At 70.1% G+C, this 20,560-nt stretch carries 23 protein-coding genes; 15 read left to right on the forward strand and 8 right to left on the reverse strand.

Annotation, left to right across the window (positions count from 1 at the left end):
- The first annotated feature begins 13 nt into the window (after window positions 1-13).
- Window positions 14-394 (forward strand): VOC family protein, encoded by a 381-nt coding sequence (locus tag ABVF28_RS11665; RefSeq protein ID WP_371030582.1) that lies wholly within the window; start codon window positions 14-16, stop codon window positions 392-394.
- Window positions 395-445: 51 nt separating this feature from the next.
- Here the strand turns inward: ABVF28_RS11665 and ABVF28_RS11670 are convergent, their stop codons facing one another.
- Window positions 446-1,441 carry a Gfo/Idh/MocA family protein gene (locus tag ABVF28_RS11670; protein WP_371030583.1) on the reverse strand — a complete coding sequence of 332 codons (996 nt, stop codon included), beginning with the start codon at window positions 1,439-1,441 and terminating at the stop codon, window positions 446-448.
- 172 nt (window positions 1,442-1,613) lie between these two features.
- Between ABVF28_RS11670 and ABVF28_RS11675 the strand changes: the two genes are divergently transcribed.
- Window positions 1,614-2,180: a dihydrofolate reductase family protein gene (locus ABVF28_RS11675; protein ID WP_371030584.1), complete on the forward strand. Its 567-nt coding sequence runs from the start codon at window positions 1,614-1,616 to the stop codon at window positions 2,178-2,180.
- A gap of 22 nt (window positions 2,181-2,202) precedes the next feature.
- Here ABVF28_RS11675 and ABVF28_RS11680 read toward each other — a convergent pair whose 3' ends face one another.
- On the reverse strand, window positions 2,203-2,850 hold the full coding sequence (locus ABVF28_RS11680; RefSeq protein WP_371030655.1) for a response regulator: 648 nt from the start codon (window positions 2,848-2,850) through the stop codon (window positions 2,203-2,205).
- A gap of 83 nt (window positions 2,851-2,933) precedes the next feature.
- Window positions 2,934-4,139 (reverse strand): sensor histidine kinase, encoded by a 1,206-nt coding sequence (locus ABVF28_RS11685; protein WP_371030585.1) that lies wholly within the window; start codon window positions 4,137-4,139, stop codon window positions 2,934-2,936.
- 117 nt (window positions 4,140-4,256) lie between these two features.
- On the opposite strand from ABVF28_RS11685, the gene ABVF28_RS11690 reads away from it, so the two are divergent.
- Window positions 4,257-5,054: a GAP family protein gene (locus ABVF28_RS11690; protein WP_371030586.1), complete on the forward strand. Its 798-nt coding sequence runs from the start codon at window positions 4,257-4,259 to the stop codon at window positions 5,052-5,054.
- 60 nt (window positions 5,055-5,114) lie between these two features.
- Here the strand turns inward: ABVF28_RS11690 and ABVF28_RS11695 are convergent, their stop codons facing one another.
- Genes ABVF28_RS11695 through ABVF28_RS11705 form a run of 3 tightly spaced genes read right to left on the reverse strand, consistent with a single transcriptional unit; the run spans window position 5,115 to window position 6,543 of the window.
- Window positions 5,115-5,555 (reverse strand): thioredoxin family protein, encoded by a 441-nt coding sequence (locus tag ABVF28_RS11695; protein ID WP_104311725.1) that lies wholly within the window; start codon window positions 5,553-5,555, stop codon window positions 5,115-5,117.
- Window positions 5,556-5,608: 53 nt separating this feature from the next.
- A complete protein-coding gene (locus ABVF28_RS11700) occupies window positions 5,609-6,040 on the reverse strand; it encodes a thioredoxin family protein (protein ID WP_179556902.1) in 432 nt (143 codons plus the stop codon).
- 11 nt (window positions 6,041-6,051) lie between these two features.
- Window positions 6,052-6,543, reverse strand: a complete 492-nt coding sequence (locus ABVF28_RS11705) for a DUF4395 domain-containing protein (RefSeq protein WP_371030587.1) — start codon at window positions 6,541-6,543, stop codon at window positions 6,052-6,054.
- A gap of 194 nt (window positions 6,544-6,737) precedes the next feature.
- Here ABVF28_RS11705 and ABVF28_RS11710 point away from each other — a divergent pair, with 194 nt between their 5' ends.
- Window positions 6,738-7,667, forward strand: coding sequence for an aldo/keto reductase family oxidoreductase (locus ABVF28_RS11710; protein ID WP_371030588.1), 930 nt, complete (start codon window positions 6,738-6,740; stop codon window positions 7,665-7,667).
- Window positions 7,668-7,845: 178 nt separating this feature from the next.
- Here ABVF28_RS11710 and ABVF28_RS11715 read toward each other — a convergent pair whose 3' ends face one another.
- Together ABVF28_RS11715 and ABVF28_RS11720 are read right to left on the reverse strand one after the other, a co-directional pair.
- A complete protein-coding gene (locus ABVF28_RS11715; RefSeq protein ID WP_371030589.1) occupies window positions 7,846-9,309 on the reverse strand; it encodes an ABC transporter permease in 1,464 nt (487 codons plus the stop codon).
- A complete protein-coding gene (locus ABVF28_RS11720) occupies window positions 9,306-10,055 on the reverse strand; it encodes an ABC transporter ATP-binding protein (RefSeq protein ID WP_371030590.1) in 750 nt (249 codons plus the stop codon). Before ABVF28_RS11720 ends, ABVF28_RS11715 begins: the two co-directional genes overlap by 4 nt.
- Before the next feature lie 130 nt (window positions 10,056-10,185).
- Here ABVF28_RS11720 and ABVF28_RS11725 point away from each other — a divergent pair, with 130 nt between their 5' ends.
- The 11 genes from ABVF28_RS11725 to ABVF28_RS11775 all read left to right on the forward strand — a co-directional run bounded on the left by ABVF28_RS11725 (window position 10,186) and on the right by ABVF28_RS11775 (window position 20,469).
- Window positions 10,186-11,547 carry a deoxyribodipyrimidine photo-lyase gene (locus ABVF28_RS11725; protein WP_371030591.1) on the forward strand — a complete coding sequence of 454 codons (1,362 nt, stop codon included), beginning with the start codon at window positions 10,186-10,188 and terminating at the stop codon, window positions 11,545-11,547.
- Between the two features lie 123 nt (window positions 11,548-11,670).
- The gene (locus ABVF28_RS11730; protein WP_371030592.1) at window positions 11,671-12,090 is read left to right on the forward strand and encodes a VOC family protein; all 420 of its coding nucleotides are present in this window, start codon (window positions 11,671-11,673) and stop codon (window positions 12,088-12,090) included.
- A 54-nt stretch (window positions 12,091-12,144) separates the two neighbouring features.
- Window positions 12,145-12,531 (forward strand): DUF4342 domain-containing protein, encoded by a 387-nt coding sequence (locus tag ABVF28_RS11735; RefSeq protein WP_371030593.1) that lies wholly within the window; start codon window positions 12,145-12,147, stop codon window positions 12,529-12,531.
- A 117-nt stretch (window positions 12,532-12,648) separates the two neighbouring features.
- On the forward strand, window positions 12,649-13,476 hold the full coding sequence (locus tag ABVF28_RS11740; protein ID WP_371030594.1) for an NAD-dependent epimerase/dehydratase family protein: 828 nt from the start codon (window positions 12,649-12,651) through the stop codon (window positions 13,474-13,476).
- 67 nt (window positions 13,477-13,543) lie between these two features.
- Window positions 13,544-14,344, forward strand: coding sequence for a helix-turn-helix domain-containing protein (locus tag ABVF28_RS11745; RefSeq protein WP_371030595.1), 801 nt, complete (start codon window positions 13,544-13,546; stop codon window positions 14,342-14,344).
- A 265-nt stretch (window positions 14,345-14,609) separates the two neighbouring features.
- Window positions 14,610-15,647 carry an iron-siderophore ABC transporter substrate-binding protein gene (locus tag ABVF28_RS11750; RefSeq protein WP_371030596.1) on the forward strand — a complete coding sequence of 346 codons (1,038 nt, stop codon included), beginning with the start codon at window positions 14,610-14,612 and terminating at the stop codon, window positions 15,645-15,647.
- Entirely contained in the window at window positions 15,644-16,690 is a 1,047-nt protein-coding gene (locus ABVF28_RS11755; RefSeq protein WP_104311717.1) for an iron ABC transporter permease, read from the forward strand. The genes ABVF28_RS11750 and ABVF28_RS11755 overlap by 4 nt, the downstream gene beginning before the upstream one ends.
- A 50-nt stretch (window positions 16,691-16,740) precedes the next feature.
- The gene (locus ABVF28_RS11760; RefSeq protein ID WP_371030656.1) at window positions 16,741-17,799 is read left to right on the forward strand and encodes a FecCD family ABC transporter permease; all 1,059 of its coding nucleotides are present in this window, start codon (window positions 16,741-16,743) and stop codon (window positions 17,797-17,799) included.
- Window positions 17,796-18,656 carry an ABC transporter ATP-binding protein gene (locus tag ABVF28_RS11765; protein WP_104311716.1) on the forward strand — a complete coding sequence of 287 codons (861 nt, stop codon included), beginning with the start codon at window positions 17,796-17,798 and terminating at the stop codon, window positions 18,654-18,656. The genes ABVF28_RS11760 and ABVF28_RS11765 overlap by 4 nt, the downstream gene beginning before the upstream one ends.
- Before the next feature lie 54 nt (window positions 18,657-18,710).
- Window positions 18,711-19,172 (forward strand): LexA family protein, encoded by a 462-nt coding sequence (locus ABVF28_RS11770; protein WP_371030597.1) that lies wholly within the window; start codon window positions 18,711-18,713, stop codon window positions 19,170-19,172.
- Window positions 19,165-20,469, forward strand: a complete 1,305-nt coding sequence (locus ABVF28_RS11775; protein WP_371030598.1) for a Y-family DNA polymerase — start codon at window positions 19,165-19,167, stop codon at window positions 20,467-20,469. The genes ABVF28_RS11770 and ABVF28_RS11775 overlap by 8 nt, the downstream gene beginning before the upstream one ends.
- The last annotated feature ends 91 nt before the right edge of the window (window positions 20,470-20,560 follow it).

A 20,560-nucleotide genomic window follows, 5' to 3' on the forward strand; every position in this document is an offset into this window, starting at 1 on the left:
CAGACTGGTTCGCATGACGGAACCAGCTGCCCGAGCCCACCATTCGATCGACTACCTCGAGTTCGGCGTCACCGACCTCACCGTCGCCAAGCAGTTCTACGGCGACGCCTTCGGGTGGATCTTCAACGACTACGGCCCCGGCCCCAACTACGTGGGCATCCGTCGACCGGGTGGCGAGGAGACCGACGAGGTGGGCGGCTTCCGCCTCGACCCGCAGGTCACCCCAGGAGGTGCCCTGGTGCTCCTCTACTCCGACGACCTCGAGGCGAGCATCGCCCAGGTGCGCTCGGCGGGTGGGGAGATCGTAAGCGGACCGTACGAGTTCCCGGGCGGCCGGCGCTTCCACTTCACCGACCCGGCGGGCAACGAGCTCGGCGTCTGGTCGAGCTCCTAGCGCGCTACGGTCGACCCTCCGGCGGGTCTTGGTCGAGCCCGCGCGAGCTCGCTACAGCGCTGCCGCCTGCGCGGCGATGCTGGCTCGCACCTCGTCGAGCACCGCCATGATGGCGATCGATTCGTCGAGCGGCATGCGCGGGCTCTCGAGTTCTCCGGCGTGCAGGCAGCGCTCCACCTCGAGCGCCTGGAACTGCATGCCGCGACCAACGTGCTGCGGTCGGTCGAAGCGCAGCAGCTCACGCTGCGGCCTGCCGCCGTCATAGACCGTGAACGAGGTCGACGCGTAGAAGACGGCATCCACGTCGATCCACCCGTCCGATGCGACGATGGCTGCACGGTTCGAGCCCGGCGCGTCCATGCGCGTGAGCGTCGCCGAGCTGCGGCCAGCGCCGTGCCGCATCAGCACGGAAGCGGAGAGGTCGACGCCGTGCTCGGACGCCTCGCCGTCGACGAGGATCGTCGTGGCGGGCCCGAGCAGCTGTGAGGCCATCGAGATGCCGTACACGCCGAGATCGGCCATCACCCCGCCGCCGAGCGAGGGGTCGCCGTGCCGGCTCGTCGGAGACACGTCGAGGTTCTGGAAGTGCGAGCTCGTGAAGCTCACGAGCTCGCCGATCGCCCCGCGCTCCAGCACGTCGCCGATCGCGTCCGCCGTCGGCAGGAAGCGGGTCCACATGGCCTCCATCGCGAAGACGCCCTTGGCGCGGGCGGCCGCGACGACCCGCTCCGCCTCGGCGGCCGTGCTGGTGAACGACTTCTCGACGAGCACGGGCTTGCCGGCTCCGATCGCGAGCAGCGCCTGCTCCGCGTGGAGCGTCTGCGGCGTCGCGATGTAAACCACATCCACGTGCGGGTCGGCGACGAGGTCCTCGTAGCTGCCGTGAGAGGCGGGGATGGAGAACTCGGCGGCGAACTCGGCCGCCTTCGCCGCATCCCGCGATCCGACAGCCGCGACCTCGAGCCCCTGGGCCAGCAGGTCGGACACGAAGGTCTTCGCGATGTTGCCTGCCCCGAGAACTCCCCATCGAACGCGTTGTGTCGTCACGGGAAAAACTCTAGCGACGCGACTGACGAATCCGCCACAGCTCGAGCCGCGATGCCAGCCGCGAGAGTCGTGCGTCACGCTCTCCTGCTGGCCTCCGACCTAGTCGCAAGTGATCTAGCATTTCCTACGGTTCGCGGGGAGCGAATCAACCGCACGCCGTCAGGAGAACCCCATGCGCCAGCTCATCGTCACCGCCTTCGTCTCTGCCGACGGGGTCATGGAGGCCCCCGGAGGTGAAGAGGGCTACCGCAACTCGGGGTGGACCTGGCAGGGCATCGAGTTCGATCCGGCCGCCTACACGATCAAGGGCACCGAGCAGCTCGAAGCCGGCGCGCTGCTTCTCGGCCGCACGAGCTACGAGGCCTTCGCGCCGGTCTGGCCCGGCATGACCGAGGAGTTCCCGAACTACAACTCGATGCCGCGCTACGTCGTCTCGACGACGCTCGAGACCGACGACCCGCGGTGGCCCGCCACCGTCCTGCGCTCCATCGACGACGTCGCCGCCCTCAAGGACGGCGACGGCGACCCGATCATCGTGCACGGAAGCGCCGAGCTCGGTCAGGCGCTCGCCGACGCCGGACTCGTCGACCGCTACAACCTGCTCGTCTTCCCGCTGCTCCTCGGTGCAGGCAAACGGCTCTTCAGCGAGACCGACAAGGCCACCCAGCACCTCAAGCTCGTCGAGCACGAGGTCTACTCGAACGGCATCCAGAAGCAGGTCTTCGACGTCATCCGCTAGGGCAGGCGGATGCGGGGACGCATCAGTCCGCGAGTCCCGCACGCCTCGCGAGCACCGCGGCCTCCATGCGCGAGGTGACCCCGAGCTTCGCGAGCACCCGGGAGACGTGTGTCTTCGCGGTCGACCCGCTGATGTGCATCCGCTGGCCGATGCCGACGTTCGAGAGCCCCTCGCCGAGGGCGGTGAGCACCTCCCGCTCCCGTGCCGTGAGCTGCTCGATGCCGGGCACCGCCGGCGTTGCCGTGGGCACTTCCTCTCGTGTCTCGGCGAAGCGGTCGAGGAGGCGCCGCGTCACCTCAGGCGAGAGCGCGCCGTCCCCCCTCGCCACTGCCTGCACCGCCGCCTGCAGGGCGGGCCCGGTCGTCGACTTGAGCAGGAACCCGGCGGCACCCGCGCGAACCGCGCCGAAGACGTACTCGTCGAGGTCGAACGTCGTCAGCACGAGCACCTGCGAGAGCGACTCGGCGATGATCGCCCGTGTGGCCGCGATGCCGTCGGTGCCAGGCATGCGAACGTCCATGAGCACGACGTCCGGCCGAAGCGCCCGCGCGTTGCCGATCGCCGCCGCACCGTCAGCGGCCTCACCCACGACCTCGATGTCGTGTGCCTCCAGCAGGAGCCGCAGCCCCGCCCTGATCGCGGCGTGATCGTCGGCGATGAGCACGCGCACTCGTGGCCGGGCAGCACCGACCGCCCCGGTTGCCTTGCCTCTCAGGTGGGCCTGGTCCGCCTCGCCTGCTTGATCGGCTCCGTTCACGATGCCCTCTCGGTTCGGCGACCGGCTCCGCGCTCCGCGCCTCCCCCGGTCCGCGGCACTCGCGCGCTGACGCGCCACCCTCCACCGTCCGCGATCGGCCCCGCCTCGAGGCGCCCGCCGAGACGCTCGGCTCGCTCGCGGATCAGCCCGAGCCCGTTCCCGGTGCCCGGGGCGCCGTCGACGGGCGTGCCGCCCACGGACGTGACGAGCACGGAGATCGACTCGGTGTCCTCCTCGAAGCGCACCTCGACGTCGGCCCCGGGAGAATGGCGCTCGCTGTTCGCGAGAGCCTCCGCCACGACCCGCGCGAGCGCTTGCTCGGAGGCGGCGGATGCGCTCGGCACCTCGCCGACGACCGTCACGTCGACCGCGCGCGTGGCCGCGACGATCTGGGCCACCTGAGCGAGCCGCGGTGGTGCGGCCAGCTCCTGACTGTCGCTCTCACCGTGACGCAGGATGAGGATCATCGACCGCATCTCGTCGAGTCCCTCGAGGGCGGAGGCACGGATGGCTTGGAGGGCGCCGGCCTCCCGGGGAGCGACCGCTGGCCCCGCGAGCGCCGCCTCGGAGGTGATCGCGATCGCCGAGAGGTTCGCGGCGACGACGTCGTGGAGGTCGCGGGCCATGCGCTCTCGTTCAGCGCGCACCGCTTCTTCGCGTTCCAGCACGAGCAGGCGCTCGGCGTCGTCGGCGCGTGCCTCCTGCACACGAGCCAGCTCCGCGCTCTGGCGCACCGAGCCCGCCCACCACAGCGGGGTGCAGAAGATGGCGAGGGCCTGCAGGCAGAAGAAGACCGCTTCCCGGAGTGTCGCCCCGAGCAGCAGGGGCGCGACGAACGCTGTCAGCACGGCCGCGACGACGACCCACTCCACGACCCGGAGCGCACGCCTCGAAGCGAACCTCCCCACGACATACAGCGCGTCGAGGACCAGCACGATCACGCCGAGCGCGCCGCCGACGACGAGCGTCAGCGCGGCCAGTGCGACGCAGACGGTGAGCACGGCCACCGGGAACCTTCGCTTCTGCGTGAGCGCTACCGCGCCGATCGCGATCGCCACGAGCGTCGGACCGAGCTGCTCAGCGGAGTCGAAGAGCGCCAGCACGACGGCGATGGTCACGACGACGACGGTCGACGTCGTGTCCTCGTCGAGGTGCCGGATGCGCGTCTTCGCTGCCGCGAGCGTCCCACCGGGTTCCGTCATCCGACCATCCCAGCACACAGACGCAAGGAGGGTGTCCGCCGAAGGATGTAGCCCGGCGGCCGTGTCGACGCCCTTTGGCGGACGCGGTCCCGCGCTCACGCGCCTGAGGCTTGCCCCATGACCACAGAACTGCTGCTCTCGCTCCTCGGACTCGCACTCGTCGACAGCCTGAGTGCGGGCACGCTGCTCATCCCGATCTTCTTCCTGCTCGCGCCCGGCCGCATCCGCCTCGGGCGCATGCTCACCTACCTGGGCACGATCGCCGGCTTCTACTTCCTCGTCGGTCTCGCCCTCACGGCCGGCGCGTCCGTGCTGCTGGACAGTGCCGCCGCGGTGCTCGAGACGCCCACCGCCTACGCCGTGCAGCTGTTCCTCGGCGCAGGCCTGCTCGCCGTCGCCATCCTCATGCCGACGAAGAAGAAGGAGCCGCAGCTCTCGCCCGCTGAGGTCGCCCCGGCCGGGAGCGGCATTCCTCCCGCACACCTGAACCCGCAGTCCGACTCGGCACCGGCCGCTCCCGGGCGCCTTGGCCGCTGGCGCGAGCGGGCGCTCGGCGGTGGCTCCCCGGCGACCGTCATCGTGCTCGCCCTGGCCGCGGGTCTCGTCGAGCTCGCGACGATGATCCCCTATCTCGCGGCCGTGGGCCTACTCACGAACTCGGAGCTCGGCGTCGCCGGATCAGCTCCGCTGCTCGCCGCGTACTGCGTCGTCATGATCGTCCCGGCGCTGCTGCTCCTGCTCGGACGGGTCGCGGCACGCCGCACCGTCGAACCCCGCCTCCGTCGTCTCTCGGACTGGCTGAGCCGGAACGCCGCCGAGAACACGGCCTGGATCATCGGCATCGTCGGCTTCCTGCTGCTCCGCGACGCGCTCTCGCATTCCGCGGGCTTCGAGTTCTGGCCCTTCAACTCCTGATCGGCGTCGAACGCCACGCGAGGCCCGCGCAGCTCTGGAACGGCGGAGGCAGCCGCCCGGTCAGCGCACGCTGAGCTCGATGAGCTGCGCCTCCACCGACTCGCGCAGCGGCGCCCCGTCGAAGCGGCCGGCCCGGTTGCCGTCGGCGTCGAGCAGCAGCACCGTGGGAGTGACGACGATGTCGTACGGCAGCACGAGCTCCGGGCGGATGCTCGTGTCCACCTCGGCGAGCACAACCCCCGCCGAGGTGGCGGCGACGTCCTGCAGCATCCACCTCGTCACGGCGCATTCGGGACTGTCCGGGGCGGTGAAGAGCACGATGGTCGCGCGGCGACCCGGCAGCACGCCCTCTGGCAGCAGTTCGAGGTCGATCTCCGACTGCTCGGGCTCCGGCTCCCCCTCGCCGTCGAAACGGCTCACACCGCGCCTCGCGACCCAGCCGACCACGGCCACAATGAGTACAAGTGCCATGATCACGAGCAACACCACTGATGCGTCCACGCGGACAGCCTCGCATATCCGGGGGTCGAACGGTGAGGTCTGTGGCGCCGGGATCAGGCGCTCAGCTGCTGGAGCTGCGCCTGCAGCTCGGCTCGCCTCGGCGGCCCGCCGATGCGAGCGACCCGCGTGCCCGCGTCGTCGAGCACCAGAACCGTGGGCGTCTGCCTCACGTCGTAGCTGCGCGCGAGGTCCTGACGATCGGTGAGGTCGACTTCGGCGACGACCACGCCGGGCGTCTGGGCCGCGAGGTCCTCGAGCATCCGCTTGGTCGCGGGGCATCTGGCGCAGAACGCGGTGGAGAAGAGGATGAGCGTTGCGCGCTCCCCCTGCGGCGGCCCGTCGGCGAGCAGGTCCAGGTCCGGGGCACCGTCGAGCTGCTGAGCTGCGCGCTTCAGGCGCCCGCTCGTGCGCTGCATCGCCACTCCGACCACGGTGGCGATCACGACGAGCGCACCGACGAGCAGCGCAGCGGTGGTGGCGTCCATGCTGGTGCGGCTCAGCCCTGCGCAGCCCGGCGGCGGATGATCCCGCCGCGCAAGAGCAGCACGTACAGCTGGCAGCCGAGGCAGTAGCCGATGACGGCGTTCAGGAACGCCGCGATGAACGCGGCCCCCGCGGCGACCGGCACGGCGAGCGGCACCCCGAGGAGGTGCAGGACGACGCCGACCAGCGTGACCGCGAAGCCGACCCCCTGCGCGAACGTCGGCGGGGCCGCGTCCTCCGCCTCGACCGGAGGGGCGAGACGCGGCCGGATGAAGCGGGCGAAGAAGCGGCCGTACGGGTGGCGCTGGATCCCCGCAAACGCACCCCACGCGAACAGCGCCGACAGCGCGACCAGGAGGAGGAACCCTGGCTGCACGATCCGGTCGGGGAACGAGGCCGCGGCCGGTGCCACGAGGCCGAGATACACCGTCACGAGAAGGAGCAGCGCCGAGATGGCCGCGCCGAAGCGCGGCCCCCGGGGGTCGATTCGAGTCTGTGCCGACATGATGCTCCGTCGTGGGTGTGGCTTCTGGAGGATGCTCCTGGAACGCCCCGGAGGGTGCGCTCCTCTCGACGGCGGATGCCGTGCCGAAAGGCTAGGCGTGCGCGGCGAGCGGGGGAACGACTGTGACGCTCCGCGACGCCCGAGGTCCTCGATGCAGCCAGGTTCCTCGGCAGCGGAGTTGAGATGATGCCAGCATGAAGACCTTCACACTCCCGCAGACCGACGTGCGTGCATCCAGCATCGTGCTCGGCCAGATGCGCATCATGGACCTCGACGACGAGCAGCTGCGCACCCTGGTCGGCACGGCCCTCGACGCCGGCGTCAACGTCATCGACCACGCCGACATCTACGGCGGCGAACGCCACGCCTGCGAGCGCCGCTTCGGCGAGGCCATCCGCTTCTCCCCCGCCGAGCGCGAGAACGTGCTCATCCAGTCGAAGGTCGGCATCCGCGAGGGCTACTTCGACTTCTCGGCCGAGCACATCATGCGCACCGTCGACGAGTCGCTTGAGGCCCTCGGCACGGAGTACCTCGACGTGCTCCTCCTCCACCGCCCCGACACGCTCGTCGAGCCCGACGAGGTCGCTACGGCCTTCAGCGAGCTCCACAACCGCGGCAAGGTCCGCCACTTCGGCGTCTCCAACCACACGCCGGGCCAGGTCGACCTGCTGAAGTCGGTCGTCGCGCAGCCGCTCATCATCAACCAGGTGCAGCTGAGCGTCACGCATGCCCCGATCATCGCCTCGGGCATCGCCGCCAACATGGTGGGCCTCGACCAGTCCATCGACCGAGACAACGGCATGCTCGACTACGCGCGCCTGAACGGCATCACGCTGCAGGCCTGGTCGCCATTCCAGAAGGCGTTCTTCGACGGCGTCTTCATCGGCGACCGCGAGAACTTCGCCGACCTCAACGACGTCCTTGACGCGCTCGCCGAGGAGTACGGCGTCACGCCGACGGGCATCGCGACGGCCTGGATCACCCGCCACCCCGCGAACATCCAGGTGGTGCTCGGCACGACGACCCCGTCGCGCGTCGCAGAGTCGGCGGCTGGCTCGGACGTGCATCTCACGCGAGAGGAGTACTACCGCATCTTCACGGCGGCCGGCCACACGCTGCCGTAGCCAGCGCCGCCCGCGCGAGGCCGCTCGGGCCACCCGACGCCGCTGACGGCACGAAGAGTTGTGGCCTGTTGCTGTTCCCGAGTTCGGGAACAGCAACAGGCCACAACTCTGAGATGCGGGAGCGAGGTGCGCGCGGGACCGGAGCGCGGACCGCGAGCGTAGGCCGGAGCGCGGGCCGTCAGTCGACGGCGAGGGCCGCGACCGGGGAGACGCGCGTTGCGCGGCGAGCCGGCAGCAGCGACGCGGCGACCGTGATGAGCAACGTCACGAGCAACACGGCGGCGACCGTCACCCACGGGATGCTCGGCAGCATGATGCGCCCCACCATTGATCCGAAGGTGGCCTGCGCGCCCACCCACCCGTAGAAGACGCCGAGCAGCAGGCCGAACAGCGCCGACGACGCGATCATGGCGACGGCCTCGGTCACGATCATCCGCCGCACCTGCCCCGCCGTGAACCCGAGGGCCCGCAGCAGGCCGAGCTCGCGCCTGCGCTGCATGACGCTCAGCGACAGCGTGTTGACCATGCCGACCGCGGCGAGCAGCACCGAGAAGCCCAGGAGCACGCTCATGATGGCCGTCGTGACGTCGATGACCTGCTCGAACGCGGCGTACATCTCGGGCTCCATCTGCCCGAACTCGAGGGTGATGGTGCGGAACGTCTCCGTGGCGACGGCGAACATCGTGACGAGCGTGATGCCGATGACGAGGCCGATGACCGCCCGGCTGCTGCGCGATGGGTTGCGCACGGCGTTGGCGGCCGCGAGCCGCGTCACCGGGCCGCGCCCGAGGGCCCTCCCGGCGAGGCTCATGAGGGGCGGGAGGATGACGGGCGAGCCGATGACGACACCGACGAACGACAGCATGCCGCCCACGACGCTCACGAGCACACCGGTCGGGCTGGAGAGGCCCAGGTAGACACCGCCGACGAGCATGGCGACGCCCAGGGCGATGAGGATGACGGCCGTGATGCTGCGCCCACGACCGGCGCGCAGCTCCTGCATGGTCGGCTCTGCCGTGGACGAGGTCGCCGCGATCGGGGACACCGAGAGGACCCGGCGCGAACCGACCCAGGACGCGATGATCGTCGCGGCGGTGACGGCGATGACGGGGGCGAGCACCGCGGGATGCACGATGGGGAAGGCGAACGGCTCGAGTGCCCCGTTCATGATCGCGAGCTGCGCACCGAGGGCGGTCAGCCCGACGCCGAGGACGGCTCCTGCGAGCGCGCCGGATGCTCCCTGCACGAGTCCCTCGCGGACGGTGCGGGCTCGGAGCGACTTCCCCGAGGCGCCGATGAGGCGCAGCAGCGCGATCTCCTTCGTGCGCCCGGCGATGACGGTCGCGACCGAGTTGGAGGTGACGACGGCGCCCACGAAGAGGGCGATCGTGAAGAAGAGGGCCGCGACGGTGCCGAGCACCGTGGCGAGCTGGCCGATCTCGCTGAGGCCCATCGCGTCGAAGTAGGCGGCGAGGTCGGCGACGATCATGATGAGCACCGTGCCGAAGGCGGCCGAGAGGGCAGAGACCAGCACGACGGCCGCGCCGCCGCTGTTCTGCTGCGACTCCGGGGCGCGGCGCGGCTTGCCGGCGCTCCTGGTCCCCGCACTGCTCGTGGCGGTCGCGGTTCCGGCGGCGCTCATGCTGCGGTCTCCATGGAGAGCATGAGGTTGGAGATCTCGGCGGCGCTCGTGCGGGGCCGGTCGGCGACGACCTTGCCGTCGGCGAGGAACACGACGCGGTCGGCGTGGCTGGCGGCGATCGGGTCGTGGGTCACCATCGCGATCGACTGGCCGTACTGACTGCTCGCGGTCGAGAGTAGCGAGAGCACCTCGCGGCCCGTCTTGGAGTCGAGGTTTCCCGTCGGCTCGTCGGCGAAGATCAGCTTGGGCCGTGTCGCGAGGGCTCGCGCGATGGCGACGCGCTGCTGCTGCCCGCCCGAGAGCTCGTAGGGCCGGTGGGCGAGGCGCTGGGAGAGGCCGAGGGTCTGGATGAGGTGCGTGATCCACTGCTCCTCGTCGCGGGAGACGGACCGGCCGTCGAGGTCGAACGGCAGCATGATGTTGCCGCGCACATCCAGCGTGGGCACGAGGTTGAAGGCCTGGAAGATGAAGCCCACCGCTCGGCGCCGGAGCACGGTCAGCTCGGCGTCGTTCATGCCCGTGATCTCGGTGTCGCCGAGGAACACGCGGCCGGAGGTGGCACCGTCGAGCCCCGCCATGACATGCATGAGCGTCGACTTGCCGGAGCCGCTCGGGCCCATGATCGCCGTGAACTCGCCGCTTCGGATGCCGAGGCTGACGCCATCGAGGGCGGCGACGCTGCCGTGGGTGCCGTAGATCTTTCGAACGTCGACGACGCTCGCGACAAGGGAGGATGTGGTGTTCATGTCGACGACGCTACGGATGGCAGCCCGCACGCCGCGTCCGCCCCTGGTCTCGCCCGCATGGTCCTCTGGGATGACACTGCCGCGCCTCGCGTCCAGCCTCCGGCCGAGGTTCGAGCAATAGCCTTGGCGCATGGCCTCCCCTACGCTCGTCTGGTTCCGTGACGACCTGCGCCTCCACGACCACCCGGCTCTGCACCTTGCCCTGGAACGGGGCGGGCCCGTCATCGCGCTGTTCGTGCTGGATGAGGAGTCCCCCGGCGTGCGTGCGCTCGGAGGGGCAGCGAAGTGGTGGTTGCACCACAGCCTCGATGCCCTGCGCGCGAGCCTGGACGAGATCGGCGGCTCGCTGGTGCTGCGGCGCGGGCGCGCGGAGGAGATCGTGCCGAGCGTCGCCGAAGAGGCTGACGCGGGGCTCGTCGTCTGGAACCGCCGCTATGGCGGGGCCGAGCGCGACATCGACGCACGCATCAAGCAGGGCCTCATCGATGGCGGTGCCGAGGCCCACAGCCTCCCCGGCTCGCTCCTCACGGAGCCGTGGCAGATCCAGACCGGGCAGGGTGAGGCGTACCGCGTGTACACGCCCTTCGCCAACGCCTGCCAGAGCCGCTTCGACCATGAGCCCCCGCGGTTGCCCCTGCCGGCACCGGACGCGCTCCCCCGCGGCTCGAAGGCGACCTCGCTCGACTCCGACGCGCTCGACTCCTGGCAGCTGCTGCCGACGAGGCCAGACTGGGCCGAGGGACTTCGGGAGGAGTGGACGCCCGGAGAGCGGGGCGCTCACGACCGGCTCGAGGAGTTCCTCGACGGGGTCGTCACCAACTACAAGGCGGACCGTGACCGACCGGACCTCGTGGGCACGAGCCGGCTCAGCCCGCACCTCCGCTGGGGTGAGATCTCCTCCGCGCAGGCCTGGCACGCCCTCGATGGGCGCACCGGAGAAGGCGCCGCGACCTTCCGTCGCGAGCTCCTCTGGCGCGAGTTCGCCTGGCACACCCTCTACAGCTTCCCCGAGCTCCACACGCGCCCCTGGCGCGCGTCCTACGAAGACTTCCCGTGGCCGGAACTCGACCGCGACGCGCTCGAGGCGTGGCAGCGGGGCACCACCGGGATCCCCATCGTGGATGCGGGCATGCGGGAGCTGTGGCGCACCGGCAGCATGCACAACCGCATCCGCATGGTCACCGCCTCTTTCCTCACCAAGCACCTGCTGACCGACTGGCGGCGCGGCGAGGAGTGGTTCTGGGACACGCTCGTCGACGCCGACCAGGCTTCGAACCCGTTCAACTGGCAGTGGGTCGCGGGTTCCGGAGTGGATGCCGCCCCGTACTTCCGGGTCTTCAACCCGGAGCGCCAGGCCGAGCGATTCGACCCGCACGGGGCCTATGTGCAGCGCTGGGTGCCTGAGGCGGGAACCGACGAGTATCCGGCACCGATCGTGGGCCTGAAGGAAGGCCGCGAGGCCGCGCTCGCGGCTTGGCGGGAGGTTCGGTGACCTGCATCCCGCTGCAAGAGCCGTGACTGTCCGAACTGTCGGTGGCCGATGCTACATTGCCCGCACGTTCGAGTCGCAGGGGACTCGAGCGCCGCAGGACTCATGCACGAAAAGGGGAACACCATGGTTGAGTACCGCATCGAACTCGTCGGCCTCCCGGTCGCCGACGTCGACCGCTCGCGAGCCTTCTACGGCGACACGCTCGGCTGGCCGGTCGACCACGACCAGGTGGTGAGCGACCAGATCCGCTTCGTGCAGGTCACACCTCCCGGCTCCGCCTGCTCCATCGCCTTCGGCAACGGCATCAGCGACATGCAGGCCGGTTCGCTGCGCGCCCTCCAATGCGTGGTCACCTCCATCGAGGAAGCGCACGCCGATCTCACGCACCGCGGCGTCGAAGTCAGCCCCATCGACGACCAGCCCTGGGGGCGCTTCGCGTACTTCGCGGACCCGGACGGCAACACCTGGTCGATCCAGGAGCTGCCCGACTACTCGAAGATGGCCGAATGGCAGGAGGGGCAGGGCGCTGACGCTCCCAGCTGACCGGCCTCCACGCAACCCAGCAGTCCCACCACAACCGAAAGAAGGACGCAGAACATGACTGAGAAGAAGAACGGCTACGAGGAGTTCAAGGTCTCCGGCGAGAACCTGCTCGGCAAGGTCAAGGAGCTCATCCACGAGGGCAACGTGCGTCGCGTGTTCATCAAGAACGACGACGGCACCACCCTCCTCGAGATCCCGCTGACCGCGGGCCTCGCGGTCACCGTCGTGGCGGCCGCGCTCGCCCCCGTCCTGGTCGCCGTCGGCGCCATCGCGGCGCTCGTGACGCAGGTGACGGTGGGCGTCGACCGACGTGAACCCGGATCCGCGTCTGACGCGGACGAGAGCCCCGTGGGCGCCAATGGTGTCCCCAAGACCGACTCCGTCGCGCCCGCACCGACGGCGCAGGCAACCGACCCCGACCTGGGCCCGACGACGTCCTAGCCCACTGGGGCCCTCGGGAACACACCACGACCGCGGGCTCTGCGACGACCCGGAATGCCGACGGCATCCGGGTCGTTGCACCCCGCAGTCCACTTCGACACGACGGAAGGCGACCACATGAAGGTGTTCCTCACCGGGGCGACCGGTTATATCGGCTCTGCAGTGCTTCGGGCGCTCCTCGCGAATGGTCACACCGTGACCGCCGCGGTGCGCACCGAGGAGAAGGCGGCAGCCGTGCGGGAGGCGGGCGCGCGGGCCGTCGTCGTCGACCTCACCGACCGCGTCGCCCTGGCGCCGCTGCTCCGCCAGGCGGAGGGCGTCATCCACACGGCGTCGGCGCCAGACGTCGACCCGGTCTTCGTGCCCACCGTGCTCAACGAGCTCGTGCACTCCCCCACCCAGTTCGTGCACACGAGCGGCATCTGGCTGTTCGGGAACAACCCGGCCATCACTGAGGAGTCCGAGCCTGAGCCGCCCGAGATCGTGTCGTGGCGCGTGCCTCTCGACCGACAGGTCATCAACAGCAACGTCAACACGGCCATCGTCGCGCCCGCGGTCGTGTACGGCGGGCAAGGTGGTGTCACGCAGCTCCTCGCCGGGAACGGGTCGGCTCCGACAGCTCTGGTTGGCGACGGCGGCCAGCGGTGGACGCTGGTGCACGTCGACGATCTGGCTGAGCTCTACGTGCGCGTCCTCGAGAAGGGCGCCGCCGTCGGCTACGTCATCGGTGCGAGCGGGGAGAACCCCACAGTCCGGGAGATCGCCGAGTCGGCTGGCCCTGGCACCCAGGTGCTGGAGGAGGCTCCGGATGCGAGCCGCGAGCGCCTGGGCGCACCCTTCGCCGATGCGCTCCTGCAGGACCAGGCCGCGACTGGCGCGTACGCGAAGGCGGCCTACGACTGGGCGCCATCGCACGGCGACTGGCTGAAGACGGAGCGTGCCTGACCTCGCCAGGAACGGCCGGACACGGACCCGCACCAGCACCCGCAGGTCGACTCCGTAGGCTTGCCCCGTGTTCCCCCTGAAGCCAGTGGATGTGCCCGACGTCGACCGGCGCAGTCTTCCCGTCTTCGAGGCGGGCTCCATCGACGTGCCGTACGTCATCGACGGCATGGACGAGGCCATCAGTCGGAACACGTTCTGGGAAGAGCATTCGCATCCGACGCACGAGCTCATCTGGAACACGCGGGGCGCCTCCTCACTGACGGTCGGCTCCCGCACCTGGATGATCACGCCGACTGTGGGCCTCTGGATCCCGGCTGGCGTCCGCCACACAGCTCGGACGCCAGCCGGCACCTGGTACCGGACCGCCATGTTCAGCGTGCAGAGCACCGCCCCCATCGCAGACGGCCCGGTCGCCGTCGACGTGACCGACCTGCTGCGCCTCCTCCTCGACCGACTGGCCGAGCCGAGCCTCGAGGGCAGTTCGCGGGCGACGACCGAGGCGATGGTGCTCGACGTGCTCGCCCCATCCCCGCACGAGCTGCTCCTGCGCATCCCCGACTCCGAGCTCTTGGCTCCCATCGTCGAGGCGGTCCGTGCGGATGTGCGGGATGCCGGCACGCTCGAAGCGTGGTCGGCGCGGCTCGGGGTGAGCTCGCGCACCATTACCCGTCAGTTCCGAGCCGAGACGGGTCTCGGCTTCAGTCGCTGGGTGGCCGCGTTCCGAATCCAACGCGCGATCGTGTTGCTCGCGGACGGCGACAGCATCGACGAGGTGGCGATGACGGTGGGGTTCCGCTCGGCGAGTTCCTTCGGGACGGCGTTCAGACGGGTGACCGGAACGAGCCCCGGTCAGTTCCGCGTGCGGTGACGTCGCGCGCCGAAACGCGCACGGTAGTCACCCGCACCTCCATGCGGCAGCCTCACCGCATCGTGTCTGTTTCGCGAAGATTCGTGTCGTTTTGGCTCGATTGCAAAGCAGACCCGCGTCGCCTAGCTTTGGTAAGGCACGCCTAACCGGACCCGCTCTCGGGTCGAGGCTGCCACCGACTTCGGACCCGTCCGCCGTCGCTGCCGTACTGCGGCGGCGATCGGCGTGCGGGGAAGCTCCTCAGGTCCACCCCCGAAAGGACACCATGCCCCGCGCCTCCAAGCTCGTCGCGCTCGCCGCGACCGCGTTGCTCACCGCAGGCCTCGCCGCCTGCTCGACCTCCCCTGCCGCCGACACCGGCGCGGAGCCCGGTTCGACGAGCGGCGACTTCACGCCGATCACCATCGAGCACGCGCTCGGCACGACCGAGATCACCGAGAAGCCGGAGCGTATCGCGACCGTCAACTGGGCGAACCAGGAAGTCCCCCTCGCGCTCGGCGTCGTCCCCGTCGGCATGGCCCGCGCGGACTTCGGCGACGACAACGGCGACGGCATCCTCCCCTGGGTGAGCGAGAAGCTCGACGAGCTCGGCGGCGAGACGCCCGTGCTCTTCGACGAGACCGACGGCGTCGACTTCGAGGCCGTCGCCGACACGAACCCCGACGTCATCCTCGCCGCCTACTCGGGCCTCACGCAGGAGGACTACGACACGCTCTCCGAGATCGCGCCGGTCGTCGCCTACCCGGAGACGGCCTGGGCGACCTCGTGGCGCGACATGATCCGCCTCAACAGCCAGGGCATGGGCCTCGAGGCCGAGGGCGACGCGCTCATCACCGAGCTCGAGGGCGAGATCGAGGCCACGGCCGCGAAGTACCCGTCCATCCAGGGCAAGAAGACGATGTTCCTGACGCACGTCGACGAGACCGACCTGAGCCAGGTCAGCTTCTACACGACGCACGACACCCGTAGCGCCTTCTTCGAGGACCTCGGCATGACCTTCCCGCAGAGCCTCGTCGACGCTTCCGCGAGCACCGACCAGTTCTCGCAGACCATCAGTGCCGAGCAGACCGACACGCTCGCCGACGTCGAGATCATCGTCACCTACGGTGGCGAGGAGCTCGTCCAGACCCTCCAGGGCGACCCGGTCCTCTCGCAGATCCCCGCTGTCGCGAACGGCTCCATCGTCAACCTGCCAGGCACCGAGCCGCTCGGCACGGCCGCGAACCCGACGCCGCTCTCCATCTCGTGGATCCTCGACGACTACGTCGCCCTCCTCTCGCAGGCAGCCGACAAGGTCCAGTGACACTCACCGCTCCTCCCGCAGCCGCCGGGGGTGTCGCCACCGTGCGACGCCCCCGGCGGCTGCGGGCGCTGTGGTTCGTCCTCGCGCTGGCCTCGTTGGGGGCGCTTGTCGTCGTCTCCGTCATGATCGGCTCGCGCGACGTCAGCTGGGCGGATGCGGTGGCCGCGCTCGGCGGTTCGACCGACGGCTTCGACGAGGCCGCGGTCGCGAAACGCATCCCGCGTACCTTCCTCGCCGTCGCGGTGGGCGCCGCACTCGGTGTGTCCGGCGCTGTCATGCAGGGCGTGACGCGCAACCCGCTCGCCGACCCGGGCATCCTCGGCGTCAACATGGGAGCATCCCTCGCCGTCGTCACCGGCATCGCCTACTTCGGCCTGACCTCCGCGTCCAGCTTCATCTGGGTCGCCATCACGGGCGCCGCCATCGCGGCCGTCTTCGTCTACGTGGTCGGCTCGCTCGGCAGAGGCGGCGCGACACCGCTCAAGCTCGCACTCGCGGGCGCGGCGACCTCCGCGGCGCTCGCCTCGTTCGTGACGGCCATCATCCTGCCCCGCGGTGACATCAGCCAGAGCGCCAGGTCGTGGCAGATCGGCGGCGTCGGCGGCGGAACCTGGGACAGCATCTCGCAGGTGCTCCCCTTCCTCGTCGTCGGGTTCCTCATCAGCCTCCTCTCCGCGAAGGGGCTCAACTCGCTCGCGCTCGGCGACGACCTCGCGGCGGGCCTCGGCGAGAAGGTCGCGCTCACTCGAGGTGCCGCGGCCCTCGGCGCCGTCATCCTCTGCGGTGCCGCCACCGCCGTCACGGGACCCATCGCGTTCGTCGGCCTCGTCGTGCCGCACGCCTGCCGCCTCATGTTCGGCGTCGACCACCGCTGGGTGCTGCCGTTCTCCGCCGTCGTCGGCGCGTCGCTGCTGACGGGGGCCGACGTGCTCGGCCGCATCCTCACGCGCCCCTCCGAGATCGACGTCGGCATTATCACCGCCATCATCGGAGCCCCCATCTTCATCTGGATCGTCCGCCGCTCGAAGGTGCGTGCCCTGTGACCGCAACGCGTGCATCCGGGCAGCGCTCTCCCGCCTCGTCCCCCAAGTCCCTGGCACCGTCCTCGCCGAATTCGGCGATCGAGGCGACAGCCCGCGCCGTCGCCGCCAGCCGCGGCCGACGCGCGGCGCGCCGCCGCCTGCTCATGCTCGTGCTGGTCACGCTCATCGCGGCCGTCTTCGTGTTCTCGCTCATGTACGGGCAGACGTTCTACGGCATCGACCAGGTCGTCGCCGTCATCCTGGGCCAGGACGTGCAGGGCGCGACCTTCACGATCGGGCGCCTCCGGCTCCCCCGCGCCGTGCTCGCAATCCTCGCCGGCCTCTCGTTCGGGCTCGCCGGCGTCACCTTCCAGACGATGCTGCGCAACCCGCTCGCGAGCCCCGACATCATCGGCATCTCGTCTGGCGCGAGCGCTGCGGCCGCGTTCGGCATCATCACCCTGTCGCTCGGCGCGAGCGAGGTGTCGTTCTTCGCGATCTTCGTCGGGCTCGGCGTCGCGATCCTCATCTACGTGCTGTCGTTCAAGGGCGGCGTCACCGGCACGAGGCTCATCCTCATCGGCATCGGCATCGCGGCCATGCTCGACAGCATCACCAACTACGTGCTCTCGCAGGCCGCGCAGTGGGATCTGCAGGAGGCGCTGCGCTGGCTCAACGGCAGCCTCAACGGTGCATCCTGGAGCGCCATCACGCCGGTGGCCGTTGCGATCGTCGTGCTCGTGCCCATCCTCCTCGCGCAGAGCCGCAGCCTCGCCGCGACGCAGCTCGGCGACGATACGGCGGCCGCCCTCGGGGTGCGCGTCAACCGCACGAGGCTCGTCGTCATCGTCACCGCGGTCGGCGTGCTGTCGTTCGCGACGGCCGCTGCCGGCCCCATCGCGTTCGTCGCCTTCCTGGCCGGCCCCATCGCCGCGCGCCTCTTCGGCGGGGGCGGGTCGCTCCTCATCCCCGCCGGGCTCGTCGGCGCGCTGCTGGTGCTCGTCGCCGACCTCGTCGGCCAGTTCCTCCTCGGCACCCGCTACCCCGTCGGCGTCGTGACCGGCGTGCTCGGCGCACCGTTCCTCATTTACCTGATCATCCGCACGAACCGCGCGGGAGGCTCACTATGACCGCAGACCACACCCTCCTCGTCGAGAAGCTGAGCCTCGGCTACGGCGACCGAGTCGTCATCGATGAGCTCGACCTCCTCGTGCCGCCAGGCAAGGTCACGGCCATCGTCGGCGCGAACGCGTGCGGCAAGTCGACGCTGCTGCGCTCCATGTCGCGGCTCCTCTCGCCGCGAGACGGGCACGTGCTCCTCGACGGCAAGGAAGTGCACAAGACGCCGGCGAAGCAGCTGGCACGGATGCTCGGGCTCCTGCCGCAGTCGCCGATCGCCCCGGAGGGCATCACGGTCGCCGACCTCGTGGGCCGCGGCCGCCACCCGCACCAGAACCTCCTCTCCAGGTGGAGCCACGACGACGACCTCGCCGTCGCCGCTGCCCTCGAGGCGACCGAGACGACGGCACTCGCCGACCGGCACGTCGACGAGCTCTCCGGCGGGCAGCGCCAGCGTGTGTGGATCGCGATGGCGCTCGCCCAGCAGACCGACCTCCTGCTGCTCGACGAGCCGACGACCTTCCTCGACGTCAGCCACCAGGTCGAGGTGCTCGACCTGCTCACCGATCTGAACCGCTCGCGGGGCACCACCATCGTCATGGTGTTGCACGACCTCAACCTGGCCGCACGCTACGCCGACCACCTCATCGCGCTCGCCGACGGCGGACTCCACGCGGCCGGTCGGCCCGGTGACGTCCTCACGGTCGACACCGTTCGCGCCGTGTTCGGCCTCGAGAGCCTCGTCGTCGAGGACCCCGTCTCCGGCCGGCCCCTCATGGTGCCGATCGGACGACACCACGCGCCAGGCGCATCCGTCACGCACTCCGAAGGTTCATCCGCGACAATTGGTGCTCGCACAACCGTGTGATGCACGCGCGCCGGCACCGGGCCCGCCTGCCGGACGAAGGACAGGAGGCGGCGCATGAGCGATGCAGGCGTCGAAGTCCTCGCCTCTGTCTCGTCGCCCGCTGAGGGCGCGAGCATCTCGGAGTCGCCGGCGCCGCTCGCGGAACGTGCCGAGGAGGCCGTGCCCGCCGGCTTCCCATCTCCCGCGCAGGGCTACTACTCGGGCCCCGTCGACCTCAACCGGCACCTCATCAACGACCCCGCTGCGACCTTCATCGTGCGAGTCAGCGGTGACAGCATGATCGGGGCCGGCATCTTCGACGGCGACGAGATCATCGTCGACCGCTCCCTCGAATCGCACGACGGCAACGTCGTCATCGCCGTCGTCGACGGCGAGCTCACCGTCAAGCGCCTCCGCTTCGACCACGGCCGCGTCCGGCTGGTGCCCGAGAACCCCGCCTACGCCGACATCATGCTCGAGGAGCTCAGCGAGCTCACCGTGTGGGGCGTCGTCACGAGGTGCCTGCACCGTGTCTGAGACGAGCCAGACTCGCGACGCGCCACAGTCAGCGATCGCGATCGTCGACGCCAACAACTTCTACGCATCCTGCGAGCGCATCTTCGACCCGAGCCTCGAGGGCACGCCCATCGTCGTGCTCTCCAACAACGACGGATGCGTGATCGCGCGCTCGGAGGAAGCGAAGGCCGCGGGAATCCCGATGGGCGCCCCCTGGCAGGCCATCGCGCCGGAGGCCGCGATGAAGGGCGTCGTCGCCCGCTCAAGCAACTACGAGCTCTACGGCGACATCAACGCGCGCACGATCGAGCTCCTCGGCCGGTACACGCCGTCGCAGGAGGTGTACTCGATCGACGAGAGCTTCATCCGCCTCCCGGGCAGCCGCGCGGAAGCGCTCGCCGTCGCGCGCGAGATCAGGGCCGCCATGCGCAAGCTCATCGGCATCCCCGTCAGCATCGGCATCGCGCCGAGCAAGACCCTCGCCAAGCTCGCGAACCGCGGCTCCAAGTCCGAGCCGTCGCTCGGCGGGGTCTGCCACCTCGACGCCTACGGTCGGGAGCAGCTGAGCGGCATCCTCGGCACGATCGACGTCGGCGATGTGTGGGGCGTCGGCCGCAAGATGGCCGCGAAGTACGTGGGACTCGGCATCCGCACCGCCCTCGACCTCCGCGAATCGTCGCCGACCGCGATCCGGCGACGCTACGGGGTCGTGCAGGAGCGTGTCGTGCAGGAGCTCCGCGGCATCGACTGCCTCCCCATGGATGAGGTGCCGTCGGAACGCGAGCAGATCCAGTTCTCGAGATCGTTCGCCGTGCCCATCTCGACCGTGCAGGAACTCGAGGAGGTGCTCTCCGTCTACACGCAGCGCGCCTCAGCCCGCCTGCGGTCCCAGGGCTCGCTGGCCCGGGCGATGAGCTGCTACGCGGCCACCTCCCCCTTCCGCGAGGGGCACGAGTCGCATGCTGTCTCCGTCGCCTTCCCCGAGCCGACGGACGACCCGGTCGTTCTGTTCCGGGCGGCTGCCACGGCCCTGGGCCCGCAGCTACGCAGCGACCTGAAGTACGTGCGCGTGGGCGTCTCGCTGTTCGAGTTCGTCGCTCGCGACTCGTACGCCGCGCTCGACATCTTCGGCGAGCGCAGCGAGGACCGGCGCGTGGGAGAAGCCCTCGACGCCGTCGCCGCGAAGTTCGGGCAGGAGTCGCTTGGCCTCGGCGTCGCCGGTCTTCGAGGTGGACGCAGCTGGACGATGCGTCGCGAGATGATCTCGCCGCGCGCCACGACGCACTGGGATGAGCTGGCCGTCGTCAAGGCGGAGTGAATGCGGGGACCCCAGAGTTACAGCAAGTTCACTTGCTTGAACTGCTCGCCCTCGTGAATACATACGAACACAGCTCGCTGAAGTCGCGTCC

The organism is Pseudoclavibacter sp. JSM 162008, assembly GCF_041366455.1.
Lineage (GTDB): Bacteria > Actinomycetota > Actinomycetes > Actinomycetales > Microbacteriaceae > Pseudoclavibacter.

Coding starts and splice junctions, on each gene's coding strand:
- ABVF28_RS11665 (WP_371030582.1), top strand. CDS start 14: ATGACGGAACCAGCTGCCCGAGCCCACCATTCGATCGACTACCTCGAG.
- ABVF28_RS11675 (WP_371030584.1), top strand. CDS start 1,614: ATGCGCCAGCTCATCGTCACCGCCTTCGTCTCTGCCGACGGGGTCATG.
- ABVF28_RS11685 (WP_371030585.1), bottom strand. CDS start 4,139: ATGACGGAACCCGGTGGGACGCTCGCGGCAGCGAAGACGCGCATCCGG.
- ABVF28_RS11690 (WP_371030586.1), top strand. CDS start 4,257: ATGACCACAGAACTGCTGCTCTCGCTCCTCGGACTCGCACTCGTCGAC.
- ABVF28_RS11700 (WP_179556902.1), bottom strand. CDS start 6,040: ATGGACGCCACCACCGCTGCGCTGCTCGTCGGTGCGCTCGTCGTGATC.
- ABVF28_RS11705 (WP_371030587.1), bottom strand. CDS start 6,543: ATGTCGGCACAGACTCGAATCGACCCCCGGGGGCCGCGCTTCGGCGCG.
- ABVF28_RS11710 (WP_371030588.1), top strand. CDS start 6,738: ATGAAGACCTTCACACTCCCGCAGACCGACGTGCGTGCATCCAGCATC.
- ABVF28_RS11715 (WP_371030589.1), bottom strand. CDS start 9,309: ATGAGCGCCGCCGGAACCGCGACCGCCACGAGCAGTGCGGGGACCAGG.
- ABVF28_RS11720 (WP_371030590.1), bottom strand. CDS start 10,055: ATGAACACCACATCCTCCCTTGTCGCGAGCGTCGTCGACGTTCGAAAG.
- ABVF28_RS11725 (WP_371030591.1), top strand. CDS start 10,186: ATGGCCTCCCCTACGCTCGTCTGGTTCCGTGACGACCTGCGCCTCCAC.
- ABVF28_RS11730 (WP_371030592.1), top strand. CDS start 11,671: ATGGTTGAGTACCGCATCGAACTCGTCGGCCTCCCGGTCGCCGACGTC.
- ABVF28_RS11735 (WP_371030593.1), top strand. CDS start 12,145: ATGACTGAGAAGAAGAACGGCTACGAGGAGTTCAAGGTCTCCGGCGAG.
- ABVF28_RS11740 (WP_371030594.1), top strand. CDS start 12,649: ATGAAGGTGTTCCTCACCGGGGCGACCGGTTATATCGGCTCTGCAGTG.
- ABVF28_RS11750 (WP_371030596.1), top strand. CDS start 14,610: ATGCCCCGCGCCTCCAAGCTCGTCGCGCTCGCCGCGACCGCGTTGCTC.
- ABVF28_RS11765 (WP_104311716.1), top strand. CDS start 17,796: ATGACCGCAGACCACACCCTCCTCGTCGAGAAGCTGAGCCTCGGCTAC.
- ABVF28_RS11770 (WP_371030597.1), top strand. CDS start 18,711: ATGAGCGATGCAGGCGTCGAAGTCCTCGCCTCTGTCTCGTCGCCCGCT.